The following is a 25740-nucleotide window of genomic DNA, read 5'->3' as shown; positions in this document are numbered from 1 at the left end:
GGGTTGCATCAGAAATTCACGCCGAAGCTGAGCGCAACGTAGTCGCGATCGACGTTGGTATTGAAATCGCCACCGAAGTAATTGGTGTAACTGAGGCTGGCGTTGTAGGTGTTCAGGTAATCGGCATCTACCCCGACACTGACCGCTTTGGACCCTTCATCGAAGTTCGGACCGTAGCCGGACACGTCATGGGACCAGGCCAGGTTCGGCGACAGGTTGATGCCGGCGATCACGTTCTGGTAATCGAGCTTGCCGCGCAGGCGATAGCCCCAACTGTTGCTGGTATAGAAACCATCGTCGTTGCATTCCTGCGCCGGGTTACTGGCAGTCGGCGTGCCGGCGGCAGTGCCCAGGCAAGTAGCCGGTCCCGCTGCACCTTGCAGTTCGCCACTGCCAAAGGCCGGACTGCGACCGAAACGCAGGTCGGAACCGTCGGCCTTGCCCAGGCCGTTGATATGGTTGTAACCGACCTCACCCACCACAGTCAGGCGACTGGCACCGAGTACCTGGTCGAAGAACTGGGTCGCGGTGACCTGGGCCTGGGTCACTGGCATGCGCTTGTAGCCGTTGACCTCGGCGCCCAGATTGCGGCCGGCAAAACCGGTAGTGATCAGCGGCGAAGTTGCACCGAACGTCGCCGCAGACAGCAAATCAGCCGTGTTCAGTTGCAACGGCATGTTCGGCCGGTAGCTGACTTCGCCACCCAGCGATACGCCTGAAACGTTGGTCTGGAAGCTCAAGCCGTAAAGGCGAATGTCTTCCGGATAGTCGACGAAATAACGGACACTGCGCGCCGAAGTCACACCGCCAGCGGCACTGCTCATCTGATTGATGCTCAGGTAAGGATTGCGGCTGTGGTAGTTCATTGCGTAGGCACCGAACTCGGTGTCGTTCGCCTCCGGCACGTACCAGCGCAGGGCCAGGCCATACTGTCCGCTGTCGCGCGCATCGTTATCTTTCAGACGTGGAATAAAGGCGTCGTCGGTCCCTGCCGCGACGGCAGCCAGACCGCCGGTGTTGCGTGCCGCACCCGGTGGCAAATCCAGCCCGGCAACCACCAGGCGGTCGTTACAACCTTGCGGTACGCCGTCATTGCCGAAGAACGTGCCGCAGTTGTCGACCACCGACTTGTCCCACTCCAGCTGATAAAACGCTTCGGCGGTAATGTTATCGGCCAGCCCCTGGGACACGTAGAGCAAGTTGACCGGAATCAGGCCTTCCTTCACTTCCGCGCCCGGACGACGCAGGGCTGCGACGTCGATCGGGTTGATGCTGTTGATCGAGTTGCCGATAAATGTACTTTCGCCCCAGCTCACCACTTGTTTGCCCAAGCGAACGTTGCCGACCTGATCACCGATGTTGTAGTTGTGGTAGACGAAGCTGTCGAGGAACATCGCCCCGGACGATTTCGCCGCGCGATCACGTCCCGAGTCGTTGATGTCATAGAACGGACGGCTCTCGTCCATCAGTTCAAAGTCATACCAATATTTGCCACGCACGAATGCGCCGCTGTCTGCGTACTTGAGCTCCAGGTCGTGCACGCCTTTGAAGATCTTCGAGAAGGTCTCCCCTTTCTTGAAGTTCAGGCGGTTGTCATCGGTCGTCCGCGACGAGGACTCGCCGCCAGTGACACCTTGGGAGTTGAAGTTGGAAATGAACTGCTTGTCCGGGTCGGCCGTCGACCAACTGGCCCCTACCGACAGCGACGAGTCGAACGTCCCTTGAATCTCCCCGATGTTGAAATCCACAGCATGAGCCTGATTGCTCGCGCAGGTGGCAACCATCACAGCGACGGCCAGCAGACTTGGCTGAAAGACTCCGCGCATTGTTGTTTTTGTCATGCGGTTTCCCCGGTTAAGGATGACGTGGTGAGAGCCCATGCTAGCGAGGCTCCCGGGATGCCCTCACACCCGAATGGGTGATTTGAAGGACGTGTTTCTTGCACTTTTCATTGCCGCGTAACGACCCGTTTCGAGATGCGCTCGACGGGCGTTACGCCTGGTGACACTTACCCGGTGAAAGTCGGGGAGCGCTTTTCGATGAACGCCGTTACCGCCTCCCGGTGATCGGCCGTCTGGTGCGACAGCACCTGGAAGGTCGCCGACATTTCCAGCAGCGTGTCGAGTCGCGTATGCAAGGCTTCGCGCAACAACCGTTTGGCCAGACGCACGGCGTGGGGTGGGTTGGCAGCGATCGCCGCGGCAATTTCCCTGGCGTTGTCCAACAGTTGCCCGGCCGGGACGACGCGGGACACCAGGTTCCATTGCTCGGCCTGGCGGGCATCGATCGTTTGCCCGGTCAGGGTCAGTTCGGTGGCCCGCGACAAGCCGATGATGCGCGGCAACAACCACGCACCGCCGTCGCCGGGAATGATCCCGAGCTTGACGAAGCTTTCAGCAAACCTGGCCTGCTCGGATGCCACGCGGATGTCGCACATGCAGGCCAGATCGAGGCCTGCACCAATGGCGGCGCCGTTGACCGCGGCGATGACTGGCACTTCCAGATTGAACAGCGCCAGTGGCAGTCGTTGAATGCCGGTGCGGTACTCCTGACGCAACTGCATGCCCGACATCTGCGCGTATCGGTCCATGTCGCGAACGTTACCGCCGGAGCAAAACGCGCTGCCTGCGCCCGTGATGATGACCGCGCGCACACTGCTGTCGCGCTCGATCCGTTCGATGGCTTCGAGGAACTCGGGAACAGCGCTATTGCCCGTCAAAGGGTTGCGGCGCTCGGGGTCGTTCATCGTCAGGGTGACAACATGCCCCTGTTGTTCGTACTTCAGAAACTCACTCATGGGGTGTCCTCAAGCAGTTTGTGACGGGGTAACAGTGCGCACGAATTCACTGGCGGTAACCTTCGGTTTCTCCAGCAATGCCTGGCCGACGATGTTGTTCCACCAAGTCTCCGAACCTTCGCTGACCCGCCATTGGTGCAGGCGCCGAGTGAACAGTTGCAGATCCAGCTCTTCGGTCACGCCGATAGCGCCGAACAATGCATGGGCAATGGCGGTCACCTGTGGAACGGCCATGCTGGTGCGGGCCTTGGCGATGGCCGCGGGAATCAAATCGGGCACCGGACGGTCGCCTGCAAAGGCCAGTTCGGCAGCAATTCGGGAAGCGGCCACCTGCTCCGCCATGACGCTGAGCTGATGCTGGACCGCCTGGAATTTGCCGATGGCCTTGCCGAACTGGATCCGGTCATTGCAGTACTCAAGCGTCATGCCGAGCACCTTCTCCATCGCGCCGGCAATGGACGCTGCATGGATGGCAGCGTTAAACAGGCGAGCCTCTTGCCCCTTGCTTCCAAGAGACACGCCGCCGGCGTCCTGCGGCCAATACAGCGTGGCGCACTGGCTGCCATGCACACCGTCGGGCTCGCGCCGTGCCTGACTGCAGTCAAGCAACAACAACTCGCCCTGCAGGTTCACCAAGGCAAAATCGGCAAGGGTGCCGTAGGCCAGGCGCGGTACGCACAAGCCATCATCGGCCTGCCGGAAAGCCGCGCCCGCCAGGGTCAACATGCCGCTCGGCGGTGCATGCGGGCAGTCACGCATCAGTGCCCGTGCGGCAATGCTTTGGGCTACCGGAAGCGGCAGTGCATGACGGCCGAAAGCGAGGAAAATCGGGAACAACGACTCCAGTGTCAGCCCCGCGCCATCCGCCACTTCCGGGGTCAACAACTCGAGAAACCCGCCGTTCTCCAATGCGCTCCATAGCGCCGTGGCGCGGTCGCCGTTTTCAACCGCGCGAACCAGCGCCGGGGTGCACAAGTCAGTCAGTATTTTCTCAATGGCTTCAGTGAACATGACGATGTTTCCTATTCGATATCAGCGCAGGCCAAGGCCTCGGGCAATCATGCCGCGCAGGATTTCCCGGGTGCCGCCGCGCAACGAAAAAGTCGGCGCGACCTGGTTCAGGTAGGCGACGGTGCGGTACAGCTCATCGTCAATCGGGGCATCCGGATTCGCGCTGATGGCTGCGGCAATAGCGGCCGGAATCGATTGTTCGAATTCGGTACCGATGTCCTTGACCAACGCCGCTTCCACCACCGGACTCTGCCCTTGGGCGAGCAATGACGTCAGCGCCAACGATAAATTGCGCAGGCTGGTCAGTTGCGTAAGGAAACCGCCGAGCAACGCTGTCTCGGCGACGCTGGCACCGTTGCGGCGCAGGGTCTCTGCCCACAGGTCGAGCAGCACCACGCTGGAATAGAAGCGCTCGGGCCCGCTGCGCTCGAACGCCAGTTCGGCATTGACCTGTTTCCAGCCACTGCCCTCCTCGCCCACCAGCGCGTCCTCACCCAGCAGCACATCGTCGAACGCCACTTCGGAAAAATGCGCATCCCCGGCGAGGTCAACAATGGGCCGTACGCTGATGCCCGGTTGCTTGAGATCGATGATGAATTGCGACAGCCCGTTATGGCGGTCTTCCGGCGAACCGCTGGTGCGCACCAAAGCGATCATGTAATCGGCATGGTGGGCATTGGTAGTCCAGATCTTGCGACCGCTCAGGCGCCACCCGCCTTCGCAACGGCTGGCCCGACTGCGCACACTGGCCAGGTCGGAGCCTGAGTTGGGTTCGCTCATGCCGATGCAGAAAAACGCTTGTCCGGCACAGATGCGCGGCAGGTAAAAATCTTTCTGTGCGTTGCTGCCGAACTTCAGGATCAACGGCCCGCTCTGGCGGTCAGCGATCCAGTGCGCCGCCACCGGGGCACCGGCCGACAGCAACTCTTCGACCAACACAAAGCGGCTGAAGGCATCGAGCCCGGTGCCACCGTAGGATTCGGGCAAGGTCAGACCGACCCAGCCACGCTGTGCCAGTTTGCGACTGAAAGCGGCGTCGAAACCGGTCCAGCTGCGTGCCCGCACATCGGCCGCAACCATTGGCAAGTGCTCGGCCAGAAAGCTTTTGACTTCGGCCCGAAAGGCCTGCGCGTGGTCGGGCAACGCGGTCAAGCGGAAGGCGTCGAGCAGGCTGCTCACTGGGCACCCCCGTTGACTTTACCGTACAGCGTCACCACGCACGCCCCACCCAGACCGAGGTTATGCGCCATGGCCAGGCGTGCGCCCTCGACCTGTCGCTGATCGGCGTTGCCGCGCAATTGCTGGGTCAACTCGTAGCACTGCGCCAGACCGGTGGCGCCCAGTGGGTGGCCCTTGGAAAGCAGGCCACCGGATGGGTTGACGACAATTTGTCCGCCGTAGGTGTTGTCGCCGTCCATGACGAATTTTTCCGCGCCGCCTTCGGGGCAAAACCCCAGCGACTCGTAGCAGATCACTTCGTTCTGGGCGAAGCAGTCGTGCAGCTCGCAGACGTCGATGTCTTGTGGTCCGACGCCCGCCTTTTCGTACACCTGGCCGACGGCGGCATGGGTCATGTGCGTGCCGACCCAATCGAGCATTGACGGTTTTTCGAAGTTGAAGGATTGCGGCGTGTCCGTGGTCATCGCCTGGGCGACGATTTCCACGTCACGACGCAAGCCATGCTTTTTCGCGAAACGTTCGGAGACCAGAATCGCCGCCGCGCCACCGCAGGTCGGCGGACATGCCATCAGACGGGTCATGACGCCTGGCAGGATTACCGGGTCGTTCATCACGTCTTCGACACTGAGCACCTTGCGAAACAAAGCGAGCGGGTTGTTGGCGGCATGACGGCTGGCCTTGGCGCGTACCGCGGCGAAGGTTTCCATCTTGCAGCCGTATTTGTCCATGTACTCGCGCCCGGCACCGCCAAAGGTACGGATGGCCTGCGGCATGCCCTCCATATCGGCGGTCAGGCCACGCAGAATCGGCAGGAAACGCTCGCGGGTCGGCGGGCGGTCGTCCCAATGGGATTTCAAAGCGCCGGCCTGCATTTGTTCGAAGCCGACCGCCAGCACGCAATCGGCAGAACCGGATTCAATGGCCTTGCGCGCCAGGAACAGCGCAGTGGAGCCGGTCGAGCAATTGTTGTTGACGTTGATCACCGGAATCCCGGTCATGCCGATTTCGTACAGCACGGTCTGACCGCAGGTGGAGTCGCCATAGACGTAACCGGCGTAAGCCTCCTGGATCAGGCTGTAATCGATCGCCGCATCGGCCAGGGCGAGACGTATCGCTTCGGCCCCCATCTGCACGTAGGTCGGGCTGTCGCTGGGCTTGCGGAACGGGATCATGCCGACGCCGGCAACCAGTACTTTTTCGCTCATGGTGTCACCTGGAAGAATGAGGGGGAAAGGATCACAACTGGCGCGCGATGAGTTCGCGCAGCACTTCGCTGGTGCCACCGAAAACCCGGGTCACGCGCATGTCGACGAAGGCGCGGGCGATCGGGTACTCCATCATGTAGCCGTAACCTCCATGCAACTGGACCATGTCGTCGATGCACTTCCACAGGGTTTCAGTGGCCAGGAGCTTGGCGATGGCCGACTCCTGGACCGTGAGGCGACGACGCATGTGTTCGCCGATGTAGTGATCGATGGTCAGGCGCACGGCCGTGGCCTGGGCCTTGATGTCGGCGAGCTTGAATTTGGTGTTCTGGAAGTCCCAGACGGTCTGGTTGAACGCCTTGCGATCCTTCACGTACTCGACGGTCTGTTCCAGCAGGCGTTCGAGTTTGGCGGCGCTGTACAACGCGATCACCAGGCGCTCCTGCGGCAGCTCTTCCATCAGGTGCATGAAGCCTTTGTTTTCTTCACCGAGCAGGTTGCCCACCGGCACGCGCACGTTGTCGAAGAACAGCTCGGCGGTGTCGGCGGCATGCTGGCCGACCTTTTCCAGCTTGCGCCCACGACGGAAACCTTCGCGGTCGCACTCGACCATGATCAGGCTGCAGCCCTTGGCGCCGGCACTCGGATCGGTCTTGCAGACGACCACCACCATGTCGCAGGTCAGGCCGTTGCTGATGAAGGTCTTGCTGCCATTGATTACCCATTCGTCGCCGTCACGCACGGCGGTGGTGCGGATCGCCTTGAGGTCCGAACCGGTGCCCGGTTCAGTCATCGCCACGGCCAGAACGGTTTCGCCGGTGCAGATTTTCGGCAGCCATTTGTGTTTCTGCTCTTCGGTGCCCAGACGCACGATATAGGGCGCGACGATGTCCGAATGCACACCCAGGCTCCAGCCCGAAACCCCGGCGCGGTACAGCTCTTCGATCAACACCGCAGAGTGACCGAAGTCACCGCCGCCACCGCCGTATTCGGTCGGCACGGTGAGGCACAGCAGATTGTGGCGGCCAGCCTTGAGCCAGGTTTCCCGGTCAACCTGCCCGGCCTCGTCCCACTGAGCCTGTTTGGGCAGGCATTCACGTTCGAAAAAACGCCGCGCAGTTTCACGCAGCATTTCGTGGTCTTCACGGTAGACGGTACGGTTGATATGCATCGGGCTCTCCAGTGGGTTGCCAGGCAAGGCTTGCGCCTGGTTCGTGAGTCCACTGTATTGACGCGGGCGGGTGGTGCAGCCACCCGGATCGGGTAGCGATTGCGCGATGACTGGAGAAGCGAAATTCACGCAACAACGCAATACCCTGTGGGAGCCAGCTCGCTCCCACAGGGGTTCAGGGTGTGGTTATTTGCGCAGTTCGCGCTTGAGCACTTTGCCCGCAGCCGACAGCGGCAGTTCGGCGCGGAATTCGACGGTTTTCGGGCATTTGTAGGGCGCGATGAACTCGCGGCAGTATCGGCGCAATTGTTCTTCGTCGACCTGCGCATCAGGCTTGCGCACCACGACCGCGTGCACCGCCTCACCCCATTGTTCATGGGGAATGCCGATCACCGCGCACAGCGCCACGGCCGGGTGCCGGGCCAGGACGTTTTCGACTTCCGCCGAGTAAACATTTTCGCCGCCGCTGACGATCATGTCCTTGAGGCGGTCGACTATGAACAGGTAGCCCTGTTCGTCCATGTATGCGGCGTCACCGGTGTACAACCATCCGTCACGCAATGCCTTGGCGGTTTCTTCGGGTCTGTTCCAATAGCCCTGCATGATGTTCGGCCCACGCACGATGATCTCGCCGACCGTGCCACGCGCAACCTCCCGGCCTTGCGGATCGACGATCTTCACATAGACCCCCAACCCGCCACGCCCGACCGAGCGCGACAAACCACGCTTGCGCGCGTCCGGCGTGTGGTTCCAGGGCAGATTGCTCGACACCACCGGGCACGCTTCAGTCAGCCCGTAGGAATGGGAAAGTTCGATATCCGGAAGCCTGGCCAACACGTGCTCGACCATTTCACCGGCGCTGGGAGACGCGCCGTAGGTCAGTCGCCTCAAGCTGCTGAGGTCACGCCGAGCAAAGTCTGGATGGGCCAGCAGCGCGAGAATCATGGTCGGCACCAGTAGCGTTTCGGTGATCTGTTCACGCTCGATCACCTGCAGCACTTCACCCGCGTCGAAACTCGCCACCAGCACATGGCTTTCACCGGCCAGCAACTGAATCAGCGCCCGCGCCATGCCGGCGACATGGAACAGCGGCGCCACATGCAACAGTCGACCGTCACGGATTGGCGGCATGTCAACCATGCGCGGCATGCATGCCGACCACAGGTTCAGGTGCGATTGCATGACGCCCTTGGGAAACCCGGTGGTACCGCCGGTGTACATGATGCAGGCAAGGTCTTCACCCCCGCGTCCGGCATCTTCGACCGGTGCCGCCTGTGCCAGCAGTTGCTCGAAACCGAGCATGCCCACCGGCACCTGGCCCTCCCCGGCGTAGATGAAGCGCGGCGCGTGGCGGGCGCTCTTGCGGATGTTCTCGGCCAACGCGGCGAAGTGCTCATCGACGATCAGAATCCCGGTCGCACAATCGTCCAGCGAAAAGACGATCTCCGGCACACTCCAGCGCGTGTTGATCGGGTTGAGCACGCCACCGCCCCACCAGACGCCCATGATGTACTCCAGATAACGGTCGCTGTTGAGTGCCAGCATGCCAACCCGGTCACCCGCTTGCATTCCCAGCTGTTGCAAGGCGCCCGCCAGGCGAGCCACGCGCTCACCAAACTGGCGGTAGGTCTGACGCCGATCACCGAATACCGTCGCAAGCTGATGCGGATTTTGCTGCAGGGTGCGTTGCAGGCATTGGGTCATGTACATGGTGTCTGGCCTTTCCAGGTGGTGAAGACGCCATTGGCACGCAGGACCAGACGCTCGCCGACCTTCAACAGGCAGCAGGCGCTTAAAAACGTGCCGCTGCTCTTGAGCACTTGCACATGCGCCTCGAGCCAGTCGCCTTCGCGCACCGGGCCGAGGTAATCGACATTCAGATTGACCGTCACCGCCACCGACTGCGACACCGAATGGCGCCGCAAAATCACGCCGAACGCGCTGTCAGCGACGGTGGCGAGGAAGCCGCCGTGGGCGATGCGCACGTAATTGAGGTGCTGCGGTTCCAGGCGCACCGCCAGGATCGGCAGCACTTCATGCAAATAAAATTCGCCACAGCTGCGCAGGAACCCCGAGCGTTGTTCCAGCGCGGTGAAGCCCTCGGGGATCGTCGCCATCAGCTCACCCCTCGATCCTTGCCAGCCCAAAACGGCTCACGCAGATCGCGCTTGAGCACTTTGCCGGCACCGGACAGCGGCAACGCGGCGCGGAACTCGACCGATTTCGGCGTCTTGTAGCCGGCGATCTGCCGTCGGCAATGTTCGATAATCTCTGTGCCAGGCACTTCGTGATCGGGCTTGAGCACGATCACTGCGTGCACCGCTTCGCCCCATTGCGCGCAGGGAATGCCGATCACTGCACAGGCGGCGACGGCCGGATGACTGGAAATCGCGCTCTCGACTTCACCGGAGTAAACGTTCTCGCCACCGCTGACGATCATGTCCTTGAAGCGGTCGACGATGTAGATGTAACCGTCGTCGTCCATGTAAGCGCCGTCGCCGGTGTGCATCCAGCCGCCACGCAAAGCCTTGGCGGTTTCCTCGGGTTTGTTCCAGTAACCGAGCATGATGTTCGGGCCACGCACCAACACTTCGCCCACCGTACCGCGCGGCACTTCGTTGTCATGTTCGTCGACGATGCGCACGGTCACGCCCAGCCCGGGGCGCCCCGCCGAACGCAGTCGGCCATTGGCGATACCTTCGGGGCCGTGATTTTCCGGACCGTTCGCTGAAATCGGCGGTGCGGCTTCGGTCATGCCGTAACCCTGGGTGAACTCGACATTCGGCAAGGCCTTGAGGGCCAGTTCCAGCAACGGCACGGCTATCGGCGACGCACCGTAGGTCAGGCTGCGCAGGCAACTGAGGTCATGGCGAGAGAATTGCGGGTGCATGATCAAGGCCTGGATCATGGTCGGCACGATCAGAATGTCAGTGATGCGCTCGCGCTCGATGGTTTGCATCACGTTCAGCGGGTCGAAGGCGGGGACGAAAATGCTCGGCAACCCCAGCAACGAGATCAGGATCACCCGCGACAGCGCTGCAAGGTGGAACATCGGCGCGATGTGCAGGGTCAGTGCATCGGCCGGCACCGGAACATCGGCGGCACGCGCGACGGCGGCGGTCCACAGGTTCATGTGTGACTGCATCACGCCCTTTGGCAGGCCGGTGGTGCCGCCGGTGTACATGATGCTCGCCAGGTCGTCGCCGCCACGAAAGGCATCGTCCACCGGCTCGGCATCGGCAATCAGCTGCTCGTAGGACAACATGCCGTCAGGCGTCGGGCCTTCGCCGATATGGATCAGCAGTGGCCGCACCCTGGCGCTGCCGGCAATGCTTTGGGCCATCGCCAGGAATGTGTCGTCGATCATCAGGATCCGCGTGTCGCAGTCGTCCAGCGAATAGACGATTTCCGCCACGCTCCAGCGAATGTTGACCGGGTTGACCACGCCACCGCCCCACCAGGTGGCCAGGTAATACTCAAGAAAGCGGTCTGAGTTCAGACCGAGCAGGCCCACACGGTCGCCGGTGTGCATGCCCAGTTGCTGCAAGGCGCCAGCCAGGCGAGCGACGCGCCCGGCCAACTGTGCGTAGGTGTGGCGCCGGTCACGAAAGACCGTGGCGAGGGCATGAGGGCGTTGCTGCAAGACACGGTGCAGTCCTTGGGTCAGATACATGGTCGTTTCCTGTGAATTATTGTTGTCAGGCCGGGACGAATGCGAGGGTGAAGAACGCCGTCAGGCGCCGGTGTATTTGGGGACGCGCAGTTCGTTGCTGGCCGCACGCCCTTCGGCGTGGTCCTTGCTATCGCGCAATAGCCCCCAATGAAGATGAGCCAGGGTGACGAAGTCGCGGGGGGATAAATGCGCGGTCTGCAGCGCCAGACGCTTGATCGACTGCACCGCCAGCGGACCGTTGGCAGCGATTGATTCGGCCAGGGTCAAGGCCGCCGACAGCAGTTGCTCCCGGGGCAGCAGGTCGACGATCAGGCCGATGCGCAAGGCTTCCTGCGCGCTGATCGGCTCGCCGGTCAGGGCCATTTTCATCGCGTGGGCGGCGGGTACCGCCCGCAGCAGGTACTGCACACCACCCGCGGCCGGAATGCTCGCATCGCGCACTTCGGGCAAACCGAAGGTGGCGCCGTGAGCAGCAAGACGCAGATCACATTGCAATGCCAGTTCAAGACCGCCCCCCAGGCAAGCACCATTGACCGCCGCAATCAGTGGCTTCCAGACCTCAAGATCAGTGAGATCGAACAAACGTGTGTAACCACCCTCTTCGGCTTCGGTCTCGCGGCTCTTCATGGCGCTGGCGATGTGACCGACTGTCGACAGCGACGATTCCTTCTGGCTCGCACCGCAGCAAAACGCGCGATCTCCGGCACCGGTGAGCACGATGACCCGCACCTGCTCATCATCCTGGCAAGCCACCAGTGTCTTGCGCAGGTGCATCAGCTCGCTGACGGTCAGTGCGTTGTTCGACGGTTGCGCATCGAGCGTGATCAGCGCCACGTGATCGATGATCTTGAACTGAATGGCCATGGACTAACCTCTTCGTTGTTTTTATGGGTGGGAGGTCAGGCCTTGAAGCCCAGGCCAAGCGCATGCAGACGCTCGATGGCGAGGTTGTCGAAACCCCAGTCACGCAGCGCATCGTGCCCGTGTTCGCCGCGTTGCGGCGCCGTTCGTGGCGGGGCCGAGGGCGTGCCGAGAAAACGCGGGGCCGGCACTGGCTGGACCACGCCGTCAACCTCAATGAAGCTGCCACGGGCCACGCTGTGCGGGTGTTCGGCGGCTTCGGCCAGGCCCAGCACCGGCACCACGCAGGCGTCGCTGCGGGCAAACGCTTCGGCCCAATCTGCCCGGGTACGGCTGAGGAAAGCTGCGGTAAACGCCTCACGCAAGCGCGGCCAACCGGCGCGATCGTGCTGCCCCGGCAGATCGGCGTTTGCCAGCCCGAGAATCTCCAGCATGTCGGCGTAGAAGCGCGCCTCGATCGGCCCGATCGACATGTGCTGGCCGTCGAGGGTTTGGTAGGTGTCGTACCAGGGCGCACCGCCATCGAGCAGGTTGCTGCCACGCTGCTCGGTCCAGTGACCGCCGGCCAACAGGCCCCAGATCACCGAGCCCAACTGCGCCGCGCCTTCGGTCATGGCGGCATCGACCACCTGTCCCGCCCCGCCACGCTGCACGTTAACCAGCGCCGCCAGCACGCCCATGGCCAGCAGCATGCCGCCACCGCCGTAATCGCCGACCAGGTTCAAGGGCGGCACTGGTCGACCACCGGCCGGACCAATGGTGGACAGCACGCCCGACAACGCGATGTAGTTCAGGTCGTGGCCGGCGCGGTCGGCCATCGGCCCGGTCTGGCCCCAACCGGTCATGCGTGCGTAAACCAACTGCGGGTTACGCGCCAACACCACCTCCGGGCCCAGGCCCAGGCGCTCCATGGTGCCGGGACGGAAACCTTCGATCAGCACGTCGGCGCGCTCGATCAGCTCCAGCGCGGCGGCGACACTTTCCGGGCGTTTCAGATCCAGAGTGACCGAGCGGCGGTTGCGGCCGGTGATGTCAGCGCGCTTGCCTTCAAATTTCGGCCCCAGGTCGCTGGCCTTGACCGGACGGTCGATACGCACCACGTCGGCGCCCATGTCCGCCAGCAGCATGGTGCCGAAAGGCGCCGGGCCGATGGCCTCAAATTCAACTACTCGAATGCCGCTCAGTACGCCCATTGCCGCCGCTCCTTGTTCTGACGGAGCGCCAGTCAGCACCCCTATTTTGTGCCATCCAGTAAATCAATCCGTTATCCGGGGACCACCACCCGCATCGGGTGGCGAATGCCAAACACAGGGTCATGACTGCCCGGTGGTGCGTTACACTCCTGTGGATTCAATGCAATCCCATAACAAAAAAAGATTCGGACAGCCCCATGGACAAACCCCGCAAGTCCAATGCCCTGGACACGCCCGCCCGCCTGGTCTTGAATCCGACTCAGTCGCCGATCGTCAGCACCAAACTGATTCCGCCGCGCAGTGCCGGACGCCTGATTTCCCGCGAGCGCCTGCAAGATCAGATGCTCAAGGCCCGCCGCCAGCGCTGCATCGTGCTCAAGGGGCCGGCAGGCTGCGGCAAGACCTCGACGTTGATTGCCTGGCGTCAGGCGCTGCTGCCGCTGGGCTTCGATGTGGCCTGGTTGACCCTGTCGGCCGACGACAACGAATTGACCCGTTTCCTCGACTATTTGCTGGCCAGCCTCGGACAGGTTGACCCTGTGCTTGTTCACGAGGCCACCCAGCTGGAAGGTCGCGGGATCGACAGCGAAGCGGTGGAACGTACGGTCATCACCCTGGTGCGCAGCATTGCCAGCCGTTCGCGGGAATTGGTGCTGGTGCTCGATGACCTGCACCATTTGACCGATGTCGGCATTCACCAGGCCTTGCAATGGCTGATCGACTACGCCCCGGCCAATCTGCATCTGGCCCTGGTATCGCGCAGTGCCGTGCCGTTGTCGCTGGCGCGGTTGCGCAGCCAGGAACTGGTGCTGGACCTGAACCTGCGGGATTTGCGCTTCACGGCCACCGAATCGGAACAGTTTCTCAAGGCACAACTGGGCGATATCAGCACCCAGGAGGCCAAGCGCATGCATGAGCTGACCGACGGTTGGGTGGCCGGGCTGCAACTGCTCGCGGTCAGTCGCAAGAAAAACCGCTCGCTCGTCACGTCCATCGACCAGACACAAATGCGCGACGACCAGGCGTTCGCGAAGTTCTTTGAAGTCGAGGTGTTGTCCCACCTGTCGCCGACCGATCTCGACTTGATGTTGCTGATGGCGGTCTGCAACCGCTTCTGCGCCTCATTGTGCGCCGCCCTCAGCGGCAACCCGGAAGCGGTGCGCGAGGCCAACGCCTTGCTGGCGCGACTGGAACGGGACAACCTGTTCCTGATTCCGGTAGACAGTGCCGCGCCGGAAACCTGGTATCGCCTGCACCCGCTGCTGCGCGAAACCCTGCTCAAGTATTTCGATTCGCGCAGCCCGGCCGAACAACAGGCGGTGCACGCCCGCGCATGGGCCTGGTTTCGTGATCACCAGCATCTGGATGAGGCGGTGCACCATGCGGTGATGGCCGGCGCCCCGGATGCCGCCGCCGACCTGGTGCAGCAACATGCTGAAGCGCTGTATGCCCATGGCGACCTGCGGATGTTGATCGAACTGGTTCGCCTGCTGCCTGTCGAGCAAGTGCAGGCGCGGGTGAAACTGCGCATTCTCAAGGCGCGGATGCAACTCTATGCCAGGGATTTCGTGGCCTGCGCCAATAGCCTTGATCAGTTGTTCCTCGACGTGCCCGAAGCTGACGTCCACGATCGATTCATGATCGCGATCCTGCGGGCCTCACTGGCGCTGCAACGGGATGACACCGATGCGGCGATGACCGTCCTGCCGCAATTGCTCGATCCGCCACCAGGCAGCAACAGTGTCGCCCTTGGCTCATGCGCCAACATCCTTTCCTGGCTCTACATGCACCGGGGTGAATACGAGAAGGCGCGTCAGGTGCAACTCGAGCGCCCCCTGCTGCTGATCAATGGCGAACCGCTGCTGGGCACCACCGCCGGCAGCCTTCAGGGCCGCTGCATGATTGGCTTGAGCCATGCCCTCGAAGGCCAGATGAAGCAGGCCGAGCGGGTGTATCGGGATGTGATGCATGAGGCCGCACACTGTGGCAAGGCCGGCGCCGATGCAACCTACCTCTCCGCCGCGTTGCTGGGTGAGGTGCTGTACGAAACCAATGACGTCGATGCTGCCTTCAAGCTCTTGTCGGGATGGGTCGATATTCTCGAGCGGATTTCCATTCCGGATTCGGTGTTGCGTGTGTTGCAGGTGCTGTGGAACGTGCAATGGCTGGCGGGCAATCATCAGGAAGCCCTGGCTTATGTCGAACGGCTCGATGAGTACGCCATCAAACTCGGTCTGGAACGCCTGCAAGCCTACTGCCTGACCTGGCAGGTGCGATGGCTGATGATTCTCGGAGAGCACTCGCAGGCCCGGACCAAACTGGCGCGCCTTGAAGCCATCGATGCGCGCCACCCGGATGCCGGGCACAGTGCACTCAAGGAAATCCACATCCTGGCCGAGAATGCGCGGGCGCGCTGGCAAATTCAGCAGGGCGACCTGGACGGTGCGTTGAAACGCATCGAGCAACTGATCGAAACCTGTGAACGGCACCGCCGTCAGTTGGGCACCGTTCGCCTGTTGGTGTTGAGCGCAGTGATCGAGTCTCAGCGCGGCAATACCGATGCCGCCCGTGATCACGTCATGGAAGCACTGCGCCGCGGTCAACGCTTCGGCCTGTTGCGCAGCTTGCTCGACGCCCACCCCGATGCGTTGATGCTGATCTCGGACATCGCCAGCAAAGAAACCCTGGACCCACTGCTTGCCTTTTACGTCGAGCGCCTGCAGGCGGCGCAGGTCACTACGCCCGCCGTGCCAGGCGACAAACCCTCCCCGCCCCCGACAAACAAGCCTCTCGCCAGCGGCATGGAGCCCCTGAGCGAACGGGAAATCGAAGTGGTGCGTTTGCTCGCCCAGGCCCTGCCCAACAAAAAAATCGCCCGTGCTCTGGGGCTGTCTCCGGAAACCGTGAAATGGCACCTGAGCCATATCTACAGCAAACTCGGGGTCAACAGCCGCGACGAAGCGGTGGCGCGGGTGCGGGATCTCGAATCCCAGGAAAATGCCGCAAGCCGACACTGAATCCTGCAGGAGCGAGCCGGCTCCGGGCGGCGTTCCGACGATGGGCGTGAACGATGACGCGTCCTGCCCGAATGATCGCGATGTCCGGGCGTTATTCGCGAGCTGGCTCGCTCCTACAGGGGCTTGGGCTGCTTTCTGATTTTCCTCCCGCCACCCACCTCGGGTGGCGTTCCGGCCAGCCCCCGACCCTATCGTAACCCTCAGTTCAAAGGCGCAGCTCGCGCCTTGCATCAGCGCCCGGCCCAGGCCGGGCCCGTGATCATTGAGGAGTCTTGCGTGCATATCGCCCGAACCGTTTTCCGCGACGACCATGAGATGTTTCGCACCACCGTGCGGCGTTTTTTCGAGCGCGAATGCCTGCCGCGCCAGGCAGCCTGGGACAAGGCCGGTCAGGTCGACCGGGAAACCTGGCTCAAGGCCGGGCGCGAAGGCTTGCTGGGCATCACCCTGCCCCCCGAGTACGGTGGAGGCGGCGGGGATTTCGGCCACTGTGCAGTGTTCAACGAAGAGTTCGCCCGGGCTGGCGTGAGCGGTGCTTACTTCAGCATGCACTCCGACGTCATTGCTCCTTATATCAATCGTTGCGGCAACGAAGAACAGAAACAGAAATGGCTGCCGGGCATTTGCTCCGGCGAGACCATCCTGGCGATCGCCATGACCGAACCCGGCACCGGCAGCGACCTCAAGGCTGTGCGTACCACCGCCGTGCGCGACGGTGACGAATACGTCATCAATGGCAGCAAGACCTTTATCAGCAACGGCCTGACCGCCGATCTGGTGATTGTCGTGTGCAAGACCGATCCGTCCGCGGGCGCCAAGGGCATCAGCCTGATCGCCGTGGAAGCCAGCCGTGCCGGCTTCAAGCGCGGGCGCAAGCTGGAGAAGGTCGGCCAGGCTGCAGCCGATACCGCCGAGCTGTTCTTCGACAATGTCCGCGTGCCAGTGGGCAATCGCCTTGGTGAAGAAGGCCTGGGCTTCACCTATCTGATGGGTGAACTGCCGCAGGAGCGGTTCTCCATCGCCGTGTCCGCTGCCGCCAAGCTCGAGCGCCTGCTGGAGCAAACGCTCGAGTACGTGAAGGACCGCAAAGCGTTCAACCAGACCGTATGGGACTTCCAGAACAGCAAGTTCAAACTCGCCGACATCAAGGCCCAGGCCACCGCCATGCGCGTGATGGTCGACTACTACCTGGGCGAGCACATGCGCCGGCGCCTGACCCTCGAAGAAGCGGCGATCGCCAAGCTCTACACCACCGAAACCCTGTGGAAATGCATCGACGACATGGTCCAGCTGCATGGCGGCTACGGCTACATGATGGAGTACCCGATCGCCCGAGCGTTCGTCGACTGCCGCGTCAATCGCATCTACGGCGGAACCAGCGAAGTCATGCGCGAACTGATTGCGCGCAAGCTCTGATCCTCAAAAACAAAAAAGGAAATACACGATGAGCCATAAGGTATTCGTTGCTGGCGTCGGCATGATCCAGTTCAAGAAACCGGGGACCAACGAGCCCTACGACGTCATGGGTGAACAGGCGATCCGCCAGGCCCTGGCTGACTCGGGCGTGGACTTCGCTGACATCCAGCAGGCCTACGCCGGCTACGTCTACGGCGACTCAACCTGCGGTCAGAAAGCCTTGTACCGCGTGGGCATGACCGGCATCCCGCTGATTAACGTCAACAACAACTGCGCCACCGGTTCCAGCGCCCTGTTCCTCGCCCGTCAGGCCGTGGCCAGCGGCGCCGTGGACTGCGCCCTGGCGTTTGGTTTCGAACACATGAACCCGGGCGCGTTGAAATCTGCCTGGCCCGATCGCGCACCGGCCACTGAGCGTGCCCTGGTGTTGGCCAACGAACTGATCGGCATGCCTGACCTGCCCAATGCCATCCGCCAGTTCGGCGGCGCCGGCTACGCGCACATGCAAAAGTACGGCACCCGACTGGAAACCTTCGCCAAGATCCGCGCCAAGGCCAGCCGTCATGCGGCCAATAACCCGCTGGCGGTGTTCCGCAACGTGGTGAGCGCCGAAGAAGTCATGGCCGCGCCGATGCTGTGGGAAGGCGTGATGACCCGCCTGATGGCCTGCCCGCCGACCTGTGGCGCTGCTGCCGCCATCGTGGTGTCCGAGGCCTTCGCGAAAAAACACGGCCTGCGCACCGACGTGTTGATGGCCGGCCAGGCCCTGACCACTGACCTGCCGAGCACCTACGACACCAAGGACATGATCCGCGTGGTCGGTTTCGACATGACGCGCATGGCTGCCGACATCGCCTACAACCAGGCCGGTATTGGCCCACAAGACATCGACGTGATCGAGTTGCACGACTGCTTCGCGCAGAACGAATTGCTGACCTACGAAGGCCTGGGCCTGTGTGCCGAAGGCGCAGGCGAGCAATTGGTCAACGACGGCGACAACACCTACGGCGGCAAATGGGTCACCAACCCGTCCGGTGGCTTGCTCTCCAAAGGACATCCGCTGGGCGCCACCGGCCTGGCCCAGTGCTACGAACTGACCCATCAACTGCGCGGTACCGCCGAGCAACGTCAGGTGCAGAACGCGCGAATTGCGGTGCAGCACAACCTCGGGCTGGGCGGCGCCTGCGTGGTGACCGTGTACCAGAAGAACTGACACGGCCGGCAATCCAGGGAGACATTTCGATGATCGACAAGAAACACATCGGCAGACAACTGCCCACCTTCCTCGTCAACGCCGAAGCAGGTCAATTGCGCTTCTTCGCCAAGGCCACCGGGGAAACCAACCCGATCTACTTCGACGAGCAAGCTGCACGTGATGCCGGCCACCCCAACCTGCCACTGCCGCCGACCTTTCTGTTCTCGCTGGAGTTCCAGATTCCGTCGAACGCCTGGCGTGACGAACTGGGCATCGTCACCGCGCGCATCCTGCACGGTGAAGAATCCTTCCGCTACCACCGTATGGCCTACGCCGGCGACACGTTGCGCTTCGAGGTGCGCATCGCCGACATCTACGACAAGAAAGGCGGTGCCCTGGAATTCGTGGTGCGCGAAACCCGAGTCACCAATCAGCACGGTGAGCACGTCGCGGATCTGCGCAGCGTGCTCGTGCAGCGCAACAGCTGAAGCGGAGAACACTGATGAACGCCATAAGCCTGGAAAAAATCAACATCGGCGACACCCTGCCGCCACTGGCCCTGCCACCGATCAACCGCACCACCCTGGCTCTGTTTGCCGGTGCGTCGGGTGATCACAACGCCATTCACATCGACACCGATTACGCGCGCCGGGCGGGCATGCCCGATGTGTTCGCCCACGGCATGTTGTCGATGGCCTACCTCGGTCGCCTGCTGACCCAATGGGTCGACCAGCGCCAGTTGCGCGAGTTCGGCGTGCGCTTTCTTGGCATCACCCACCTGGGTCACCAGATCACCTGCAGCGGCACTGTCGTCGACCGCTTCGAGGTCGAGGGCGAACAACGGATCAAGGTCGAAGTGCGCACCACCAATCAATACGGCGAGACCAAGATCGTTGGCGACGCCGTGATCGCTCTCTAAACAAAACCGATAACTGAGGAGCAACACCCCATGGCAAAACTCGAAGGCAAAGTTGCACTGGTCACCGGCTCCGGTCGTGGCATCGGCCAGCAAATCGCCCTGAAACTGGCGAGCGAAGGCGCGCGCATCGTGATCAACGACCTGGACGCCGATCCGGCCCACGAGACCGCTGAAATAATCCGCAAACTGGGTGGCGAAGCTGCCGTGTGCCACGGCAACGTCAGCGCCCCGGACTTCGGCGACCGCTACGTCAAGACCGCAATGGACAACTTCGGCGCCATCGACATCATCGTCAACAACGCCGGCTACACCTGGGACGACGTGATCCAGAAGATGACGGACGAGCAGTGGTACGCGATCCTCGATTGCCACATGACCGCGCCGTTCCGCATCCTGCGTGCCGCCTACCCGATCATCAAGGCGCAAGCCCAGGCCGATGCGGCAGCCGAGCGTGAAGTGTTCCGCAAAGTGGTGAACATCTCCTCGGTTTCGGCCCTCAAAGGCAACGCCGGGCAGATGAACTACTCCTCGGCCAAGGCCGGTGTCCTCGGCATGACCCGAGCGCTGGCGCGTGAATGGGGCCGTTTCAAAGTCAACGTCAATGCCGTGGCATTCGGTTTCATCGAAACCCGCATGACCAGCGCCGATGCCCATGCCGGTGCGACTGTGAGCATCGAAGGTCGTGACATTCGTGTCGGCATCAGCCCGGAGGCGGCCAAGTCGTTCAGTCAGCGCAACCCATTGGGTCGCCCGGGCACCGTGAAAGAGGCAGCCGACGCCGTGTACCTGTTCTGCTCGCCGGAGTCGAACTACATCACCGCGCAAACCATCGCTGTGGCCGGCGATCTGCAATAACCGTAACTGCACTTGTAGGAGCGAGCCTGCTCGCGATGGTCGTCAACGATAACGCTGGCTGCCTGGCACCCCGCGGTGTCGCGGACATTTTCGCGAGCGGGCGCGCTCCTACAGGGACGCAGAAACGCAGGATCACACCATGAACATGACTGAAAGCAATATCCGCCTGGCCGCCATCAAACTGATCTCGCGCAATGGCTACGGTTCGATGAGTCTGCGTCAGCTTGCCAGCGAAGCAGGCATCAATGCCTCCACGCTTTACCTCTACTACAAAGGCAAAAACGAACTGCTGCTGGAGCTGATCCTCGAGTATTTCCAGGGAGTGTCCCGGGAGTGGGCGCGGCGTCGGCCGAAAAAGGCAGCGAGCGCCGATGTGAAATTGCTCGCCTTCATCGCCTGCCACGTACGCTATCATCTGGAACATCAGGACGAGGCGATGCTCGGCAATCTGGAGTTGCGCAGTCTCCCCGAAGAGGATCTGGAGCAGGTCCGCCAAGCCCGGCGCCAGTATTTGAAAGCCTTGCAGGAACTACTAGAACAAGGGGTCAAGGAAGGTTCACTGAGCTGCGCCGAACCCAAGTTGATGGCGCGCACCCTGTTCAACATGCTGACCCATGCTTGCGTCTGGTACCGCACCGATGGCCGCTGGGACATCGATGCCGTCATCCGCCATTACTCGGTACTGGTAATGAAAATGCTCGGCGCCGCAACCATCCCGTCGCCTCGGGCGCCTGTGCCGCAAGCCATGATCACCCGCCGTGCCATGCCTGTGGAGGTGCGTCCATGAGCGATCTGATGCAGCCCTTTTCCATGACCGGCAAGACGGTGCTGGTGGCCGACGCCACCACTCGACTGGGCGCGCATTTCGCCCGGCTGATCAGCCGTGCCGGAGCGCGTGTGGCCCTCGGTGGGCAACACCCGGCGCAGTTGGAGCAACTGGCAGCGGATTTGCGCTGGGAAGGGGGCGAAGTCTTGATCATCAGCCTCGACAATGCCCGCCGGCCGAGTATCGAAGCCGCCCTGGACACCGTCCAGCAACGCTTTGGCAGCGTCGATGTGCTGATCAACAACAGCGCCGAGCGCGATCATGTTGCCTTGAACAATCACATCGTCCATTGCACCAGCCTGCACATGATCAGGGCCGAACGCGGAGGCAGCATCGTCAATATCGATCCGCCACCGCAGCCCATCAGCGAGCCTAACCCGTGCCTGCGCCCCAACAGCAGCCTGATCCGCATGAGCCGCGCCATGGCCCAGTCACTCACACCACACCGCATACGCATTAACGTCATAGCCCCAGGCCGAGACAAGGACGCCGGACTGCAGGAGCTCAATGGCCCCATGCTGTTGCTGGCCAGCGGCGCCGGGGCGAGCGTGACCGGTGCCGTGCTGCACATCGATAACCCGGGGCTCTGAGCGCGGTTTTCTTGTGGGAGCAACTGTCTTCCCCATGCCACTCGTCACCGCCTTCGCGAGCAAGCCCGCTCCCACAGTGGTTTGTGATGCACACAGATTTCGTGAGCGACTCACACCCTGTGGGAGCTGGCTTGCCAGCGATGGCGGCCTTGAAGACACCCATGATTTTGCGCCTGAACCCATTCCTCTGTGGGCGGGCTTGCTCGCGAAAGCGCCGGCACATCCAGCATTAGTGGCGACTGATACTCCGCCTTCGCGGGCAAGCCCGCCCCCACAGGGTAATGGGTCTGGCCGGACGTTCAGGGCTGGCTGTCAGGCCGTCATCGCTGGCAAGCCAGCTCCCACAGGAATCGCATTCCGACAGGAGGAATGCGTAATTGCCGCAGCCAGGTCGGCTACCAGGCCCCCTCGGTTGCTGTGGCGGGCCCACGGAGCAGGACCGGAGCGAGGGCATGCCGAGCCTAGGCGAGGCACCGAACGAAAGGGGCAAGGGCGTTTGGTTACTTTGCGCCGGGCGGCGTTCCGCTTTTCAAAGTAACCCGCTGTAAAAGCGGAATCATAAGTCGCCGTTACCGCAGCAACGGATATGTCCACCAGCAAAACATCGCAACCCTGTAGCCGGCCACCTGATACGGGTGGCGCGATCCTTTTGACGACGCTTGAAGATCGGGCCCGGTCGCTGTTTGCGACGCCCGTCAACAAGGAGCCAGTCAGATGACTCGCATAAAAAAGTGGCTGCCGAAACTCGCCCTGCTGGCGACAACGGTCATGGCATTGTCGGCAACCGCCGGGGCTGCCGACAAACCCAACATTCTGGTGATTTTCGGCGACGACATCGGCCAGACCAACATCAGTGCCTATTCCATGGGCGTGGTCGGGTACAAGACGCCGAACATCGACCGCATTGCCCATGAAGGCATGATGTTCACCGACTACTACGCGGAGAACAGCTGCACCGCCGGACGCTCGTCGTTCATTACCGGCCAGTCACCACTGCGCACCGGCCTGACCAAGGTTGGCGTGCCGGGCGCCCCGATCGGTATCCAGAAGCGTGACCTCACCATCGCCCAGGCGCTCAAGTCCCAAGGCTACGCCACCGGGCAGTTCGGCAAGAACCACTTGGGCGACAAAGACGAATTCCTGCCGACCAATCACGGTTTCGACGAGTTCTTCGGCAACCTTTACCACCTCAACGCCGAAGAGGAACCCGAGCGTCCTTATTGGCCCAAGGATGACCCGGACTTCGTCAAATCCAGGACACCCCGTGGCGTGATCCATAGTTTTGCCGACGGCAAGATCGAGGACACCGGTGCCCTCACCTCAAAACGTATGGAAACCATCGACGACGAAACCACCGCCGCAGCACAGGCGTTCATCGAGAAACAGGCCAAGGCCGACAAGCCGTTCTTCGTCTGGATGAACACCACGCGCATGCACCTGTTCACCCACGTGCGCGAGTCGATGAAGGGCCAGAGCGGCATGCCCGGCAACGACTATGCCGACGGTATGCTCGAACACGACGGCGACGTCGGAAAACTGCTGAAAACCCTCGACGACCTGAAAATCGCCGACAACACCATCGTCGTCTACACCACCGACAACGGTCCCAACCAGTTCTCCTGGCCGGACGCGGCGACCACGCCGTTCCGCAACGAGAAGAACTCCAACTGGGAAGGCGCCTATCGCGTGCCGGCGATCATCCGCTGGCCGGGCAAGATCAAGGCCGGTGAAGTGTCCAACGAGATGTTCTCGGGCATGGACTGGTTCCCGACGCTGCTGGCTGCGGCTGGTGAAGCCGATGTAAAAAACAAGCTGCTCAAAGGTTGGGCACCGACTTCCGGCGGTACCAACTTCAAAGTGCACCTGGACGGCTTCAACCAATTGCCCTACCTGACCGGGCAACAGCCTAAAGGCGAGCGCCGGGAGTTCTACTATTTCAACGACGATGGCGTGCTGGTCTCGATGCGTTACGACAACTGGAAAGTGGTCTTCGCCGAGCAACGCGATCCCGGTGGATTCACGGTCTGGAGCAGCCCGTTCGTGCCGTTGCGCGTGCCGAAACTGTTCAACCTGCGGATGGACCCCTATGAGCGGGCGGACATCGTGTCTGACCAGTATTACGACTGGACCGTGAAAAACTCCTACCTGCTGGCAGCGGGAGTGGCCAAGGCCGCAAGGTTCCTGCAGACCTTCATCGAGTACCCGCCCAGCCAGAAACCGGCCAGCTTCAGCATCGACCAGATTCGTGCGGTGGTCGACGCGAAAATCGAAGAGAAAGCCAAAGCACAAGCCAAGCCATGAGCAAAGGCCGCCGTCGACCTGGCGGTCGGCGGCGGCCTTTTGCGCGGCTATACGTGGGGGACCCACCTCTGCTGGGTGCCCCATGCCTCTGCCTATGAGTAAACGCAGTGCCTTGCCCTGCAACCAGCAAGTTATCTGTCAGTAGCCACCACCTCCAGTCGATGATGTGTAGGCAAATCTCCGCTGAATGGCCCTTGTATAGGTATAGGGGGTATACCTATGATTCGATCAATACGGATCGAGGGTTATCCAATGGGTCATATCGCAGCCAACAAAGACGATCTTCTCAAGCGCGTCAAACGCATCGCCGGACAAATTCAGGCCGTTGAGCGGGCACTGGAATCTGATCTCGATTGCGCCAGGACGCTGCACCTTGTCGCCGCCACCCGCGGAGCCATCAACGGGCTGATGGAAGAAATCATTGAAGACCACGCCCGGGAGCACGTCGCGAACCCGGCACTCAGTGAAGAGGCGCGTAACAAGGGCGTCGAAGAGCTTCTTGAAGCGATTCGCCGTTACTCCAAGTGAAGAACGCAGGTACAGAGTCATGAGCAGCACCCACATTAATCACGCGCACGACCACGTGTTCCTTGGCTCAGCGCACGACGAAAATGCCAAGCGCACGCTTTGGGTCGTGGCGCTGACGGTGGTGATGATGGTTGGCGAGATCATCGCTGGCTACATCACAGGTTCGATGGCGTTACTCGCCGATGGCTTTCACATGGCCACCCATGCCGGCGCCTTGGGCATCGCGGCGCTCGCTTACGGATACGCCAGACGTCACGCTACCAGCCAGCGTTACAGCTTCGGCACGGGAAAAGTCGGAGACCTGGGCGGGTTCGCCTCGGCACTGATTCTCGGCATGGTAGCCCTGACCATAGGCGTTGAATCTGTGTTGCGCCTGTTGCAGCCAACGCAAGTTCAGTTCGGCACCGCTACGCTCATTGCAATAGTCGGTTTGATCGTCAACGTCATCAGTGCCCTGCTCCTGGGCCACGGACACAGCCATGACCATGACCATGACCATGACCATGACCATGACCATGACCATGACCATGACCACCACGATGATCATGCCCCTCACGGAAACGACAACAACCTGAAATCGGCCTACCTCCACGTCATCGCCGACGCGCTGACGTCGGTTCTGGCCATTGCTGCGCTGCTCGCGGGCCGGTATCTCGGCTGGGTGTGGCTGGACCCGGTCATGGGCATCGTCGGCGCCATCGTTATTGCGCGTTGGGCATGGACCTTGATGGGTGATACCGCAGGCGTATTGCTGGATCAGACAGATGCGCACGTTGCCGAGGAAATCCGCGAACGGGTTGAAAGCCCGGGGGATGCCACCATCACGGACCTGCACGTGTGGCGAATTGGGCCACAAGCCCACGCGGCCATCGTCAGCGTTCTGGGTAATGCCACTGCGAACGCCGACAGCATTCGTGAAAGACTCAAGCCGGTTCACGAAGTCAGGCATCTGACGGTCGAGTTTCGTCCGGTCTGATTGCACAGCGCCCTTCCATTGTCTCCC

General features: G+C 61.9%; 21 protein-coding genes and 1 pseudogene. 11 read left to right on the top strand and 11 right to left on the bottom strand.

Annotated elements, in window-relative coordinates:
* Window positions 1-8: 8 nt before the first annotated feature.
* From D8U69_RS04095 to D8U69_RS04045, 11 genes and pseudogenes are all read right to left on the bottom strand, one after another.
* The gene (locus D8U69_RS04095; RefSeq protein WP_056856561.1) at window positions 9-1841 is read right to left on the bottom strand and encodes a DUF1302 domain-containing protein; all 1833 of its coding nucleotides are present in this window, start codon (window positions 1839-1841) and stop codon (window positions 9-11) included.
* Window positions 1842-2008: 167 nt separating this feature from the next.
* Window positions 2009-2797 carry a crotonase/enoyl-CoA hydratase family protein gene (locus D8U69_RS04090; protein WP_056856562.1) on the bottom strand — a complete coding sequence of 263 codons (789 nt, stop codon included), beginning with the start codon at window positions 2795-2797 and terminating at the stop codon, window positions 2009-2011.
* 9 nt (window positions 2798-2806) lie between these two features.
* The gene (locus tag D8U69_RS04085) at window positions 2807-3808 is read right to left on the bottom strand and encodes an acyl-CoA dehydrogenase family protein (protein ID WP_056856563.1); all 1002 of its coding nucleotides are present in this window, start codon (window positions 3806-3808) and stop codon (window positions 2807-2809) included.
* 21 nt (window positions 3809-3829) lie between these two features.
* The gene (locus D8U69_RS04080) at window positions 3830-4987 is read right to left on the bottom strand and encodes an acyl-CoA dehydrogenase family protein (protein WP_130906731.1); all 1158 of its coding nucleotides are present in this window, start codon (window positions 4985-4987) and stop codon (window positions 3830-3832) included.
* The gene (locus D8U69_RS04075; protein WP_130906730.1) at window positions 4984-6192 is read right to left on the bottom strand and encodes a lipid-transfer protein; all 1209 of its coding nucleotides are present in this window, start codon (window positions 6190-6192) and stop codon (window positions 4984-4986) included. Before D8U69_RS04075 ends, D8U69_RS04080 begins: the two co-directional genes overlap by 4 nt.
* Window positions 6193-6223: 31 nt before the next feature.
* Window positions 6224-7363: an acyl-CoA dehydrogenase family protein gene (locus D8U69_RS04070; protein ID WP_130905740.1), complete on the bottom strand. Its 1140-nt coding sequence runs from the start codon at window positions 7361-7363 to the stop codon at window positions 6224-6226.
* A 186-nt stretch (window positions 7364-7549) separates the two neighbouring features.
* Window positions 7550-9073: a long-chain-fatty-acid--CoA ligase gene (locus D8U69_RS04065; RefSeq protein WP_056856567.1), complete on the bottom strand. Its 1524-nt coding sequence runs from the start codon at window positions 9071-9073 to the stop codon at window positions 7550-7552.
* On the bottom strand, window positions 9064-9480 hold the full coding sequence (locus tag D8U69_RS04060; protein WP_056856568.1) for a PaaI family thioesterase: 417 nt from the start codon (window positions 9478-9480) through the stop codon (window positions 9064-9066). Before D8U69_RS04060 ends, D8U69_RS04065 begins: the two co-directional genes overlap by 10 nt.
* Window positions 9480-11039 (bottom strand): annotated as a pseudogene (locus D8U69_RS04055) (long-chain fatty acid--CoA ligase); the annotation flags it as partial. The gene D8U69_RS04060 and the pseudogene D8U69_RS04055, both read right to left, overlap by 1 nt.
* A gap of 57 nt (window positions 11040-11096) precedes the next feature.
* The gene (locus D8U69_RS04050; RefSeq protein ID WP_130906728.1) at window positions 11097-11900 is read right to left on the bottom strand and encodes an enoyl-CoA hydratase-related protein; all 804 of its coding nucleotides are present in this window, start codon (window positions 11898-11900) and stop codon (window positions 11097-11099) included.
* Between the two features lie 35 nt (window positions 11901-11935).
* Entirely contained in the window at window positions 11936-13090 is a 1155-nt protein-coding gene (locus D8U69_RS04045) for a CaiB/BaiF CoA-transferase family protein (RefSeq protein ID WP_130905743.1), read from the bottom strand.
* Window positions 13091-13287: 197 nt separating this feature from the next.
* Here D8U69_RS04045 and D8U69_RS04040 point away from each other — a divergent pair, with 197 nt between their 5' ends.
* The 11 genes from D8U69_RS04040 to dmeF all read left to right on the top strand — a co-directional run bounded on the left by D8U69_RS04040 (window position 13288) and on the right by dmeF (window position 25713).
* Window positions 13288-16107: a LuxR C-terminal-related transcriptional regulator gene (locus D8U69_RS04040; RefSeq protein WP_130906727.1), complete on the top strand. Its 2820-nt coding sequence runs from the start codon at window positions 13288-13290 to the stop codon at window positions 16105-16107.
* Window positions 16108-16422: 315 nt separating this feature from the next.
* A complete protein-coding gene (locus tag D8U69_RS04035; protein WP_236708514.1) occupies window positions 16423-17523 on the top strand; it encodes an acyl-CoA dehydrogenase family protein in 1101 nt (366 codons plus the stop codon).
* A 28-nt stretch (window positions 17524-17551) separates the two neighbouring features.
* The gene (locus tag D8U69_RS04030; RefSeq protein ID WP_056856574.1) at window positions 17552-18736 is read left to right on the top strand and encodes a lipid-transfer protein; all 1185 of its coding nucleotides are present in this window, start codon (window positions 17552-17554) and stop codon (window positions 18734-18736) included.
* Window positions 18737-18765: 29 nt separating this feature from the next.
* Window positions 18766-19206: a MaoC family dehydratase N-terminal domain-containing protein gene (locus tag D8U69_RS04025; protein ID WP_130905745.1), complete on the top strand. Its 441-nt coding sequence runs from the start codon at window positions 18766-18768 to the stop codon at window positions 19204-19206.
* Between the two features lie 14 nt (window positions 19207-19220).
* Window positions 19221-19637: a MaoC family dehydratase gene (locus D8U69_RS04020; RefSeq protein WP_130906726.1), complete on the top strand. Its 417-nt coding sequence runs from the start codon at window positions 19221-19223 to the stop codon at window positions 19635-19637.
* Window positions 19638-19667: 30 nt separating this feature from the next.
* Window positions 19668-20492 carry an SDR family oxidoreductase gene (locus tag D8U69_RS04015; RefSeq protein ID WP_056856577.1) on the top strand — a complete coding sequence of 275 codons (825 nt, stop codon included), beginning with the start codon at window positions 19668-19670 and terminating at the stop codon, window positions 20490-20492.
* Window positions 20493-20631: 139 nt separating this feature from the next.
* Window positions 20632-21279 (top strand): TetR/AcrR family transcriptional regulator, encoded by a 648-nt coding sequence (locus D8U69_RS04010; protein ID WP_130905747.1) that lies wholly within the window; start codon window positions 20632-20634, stop codon window positions 21277-21279.
* Complete coding sequence (locus tag D8U69_RS04005; RefSeq protein ID WP_130905748.1) at window positions 21276-21908, top strand: SDR family NAD(P)-dependent oxidoreductase; 633 nt, start codon at window positions 21276-21278, stop codon at window positions 21906-21908. The genes D8U69_RS04010 and D8U69_RS04005 overlap by 4 nt, the downstream gene beginning before the upstream one ends.
* Before the next feature lie 714 nt (window positions 21909-22622).
* Window positions 22623-24209, top strand: coding sequence for an arylsulfatase (locus D8U69_RS03995; protein WP_056856580.1), 1587 nt, complete (start codon window positions 22623-22625; stop codon window positions 24207-24209).
* A gap of 252 nt (window positions 24210-24461) precedes the next feature.
* Window positions 24462-24737 (top strand): metal/formaldehyde-sensitive transcriptional repressor, encoded by a 276-nt coding sequence (locus D8U69_RS03990; RefSeq protein ID WP_056856581.1) that lies wholly within the window; start codon window positions 24462-24464, stop codon window positions 24735-24737.
* A 19-nt stretch (window positions 24738-24756) separates the two neighbouring features.
* Window positions 24757-25713, top strand: a complete 957-nt coding sequence (gene dmeF / locus D8U69_RS03985) for a CDF family Co(II)/Ni(II) efflux transporter DmeF (RefSeq protein ID WP_130906724.1) — start codon at window positions 24757-24759, stop codon at window positions 25711-25713.
* Window positions 25714-25740: the final 27 nt, after the last annotated feature.

Origin of the sequence: Pseudomonas sp. Sample_16 (assembly GCF_004307665.1) — a bacterium.
Classification (GTDB): Bacteria; Pseudomonadota; Gammaproteobacteria; order Pseudomonadales; family Pseudomonadaceae; genus Aquipseudomonas.
The sequence above is the reverse complement of the archived record's forward strand: the minus strand, read 5'-3'. Positions and strand labels throughout refer to the sequence as shown.

Bases quoted from the DNA above. Each gene is read 5' to 3' on its own strand.
- D8U69_RS04095 (WP_056856561.1), bottom strand. From the start codon at position 1,841: ATGACAAAAACAACAATGCGCGGAGTCTTTCAGCCAAGTCTGCTGGCC.
- D8U69_RS04090 (WP_056856562.1), bottom strand. From the start codon at position 2,797: ATGAGTGAGTTTCTGAAGTACGAACAACAGGGGCATGTTGTCACCCTG.
- D8U69_RS04085 (WP_056856563.1), bottom strand. From the start codon at position 3,808: ATGTTCACTGAAGCCATTGAGAAAATACTGACTGACTTGTGCACCCCG.
- D8U69_RS04075 (WP_130906730.1), bottom strand. From the start codon at position 6,192: ATGAGCGAAAAAGTACTGGTTGCCGGCGTCGGCATGATCCCGTTCCGC.
- D8U69_RS04070 (WP_130905740.1), bottom strand. From the start codon at position 7,363: ATGCATATCAACCGTACCGTCTACCGTGAAGACCACGAAATGCTGCGT.
- D8U69_RS04065 (WP_056856567.1), bottom strand. From the start codon at position 9,073: ATGTACATGACCCAATGCCTGCAACGCACCCTGCAGCAAAATCCGCAT.
- D8U69_RS04060 (WP_056856568.1), bottom strand. From the start codon at position 9,480: ATGGCGACGATCCCCGAGGGCTTCACCGCGCTGGAACAACGCTCGGGG.
- D8U69_RS04050 (WP_130906728.1), bottom strand. From the start codon at position 11,900: ATGGCCATTCAGTTCAAGATCATCGATCACGTGGCGCTGATCACGCTC.
- D8U69_RS04045 (WP_130905743.1), bottom strand. From the start codon at position 13,090: ATGGGCGTACTGAGCGGCATTCGAGTAGTTGAATTTGAGGCCATCGGC.
- D8U69_RS04040 (WP_130906727.1), top strand. From the start codon at position 13,288: ATGGACAAACCCCGCAAGTCCAATGCCCTGGACACGCCCGCCCGCCTG.
- D8U69_RS04035 (WP_236708514.1), top strand. From the start codon at position 16,423: ATGTTTCGCACCACCGTGCGGCGTTTTTTCGAGCGCGAATGCCTGCCG.
- D8U69_RS04030 (WP_056856574.1), top strand. From the start codon at position 17,552: ATGAGCCATAAGGTATTCGTTGCTGGCGTCGGCATGATCCAGTTCAAG.
- D8U69_RS04025 (WP_130905745.1), top strand. From the start codon at position 18,766: ATGATCGACAAGAAACACATCGGCAGACAACTGCCCACCTTCCTCGTC.
- D8U69_RS04020 (WP_130906726.1), top strand. From the start codon at position 19,221: ATGAACGCCATAAGCCTGGAAAAAATCAACATCGGCGACACCCTGCCG.
- D8U69_RS04015 (WP_056856577.1), top strand. From the start codon at position 19,668: ATGGCAAAACTCGAAGGCAAAGTTGCACTGGTCACCGGCTCCGGTCGT.
- D8U69_RS04010 (WP_130905747.1), top strand. From the start codon at position 20,632: ATGAACATGACTGAAAGCAATATCCGCCTGGCCGCCATCAAACTGATC.
- D8U69_RS04005 (WP_130905748.1), top strand. From the start codon at position 21,276: ATGAGCGATCTGATGCAGCCCTTTTCCATGACCGGCAAGACGGTGCTG.
- D8U69_RS03995 (WP_056856580.1), top strand. From the start codon at position 22,623: ATGACTCGCATAAAAAAGTGGCTGCCGAAACTCGCCCTGCTGGCGACA.
- D8U69_RS03990 (WP_056856581.1), top strand. From the start codon at position 24,462: ATGGGTCATATCGCAGCCAACAAAGACGATCTTCTCAAGCGCGTCAAA.
- dmeF (WP_130906724.1), top strand. From the start codon at position 24,757: ATGAGCAGCACCCACATTAATCACGCGCACGACCACGTGTTCCTTGGC.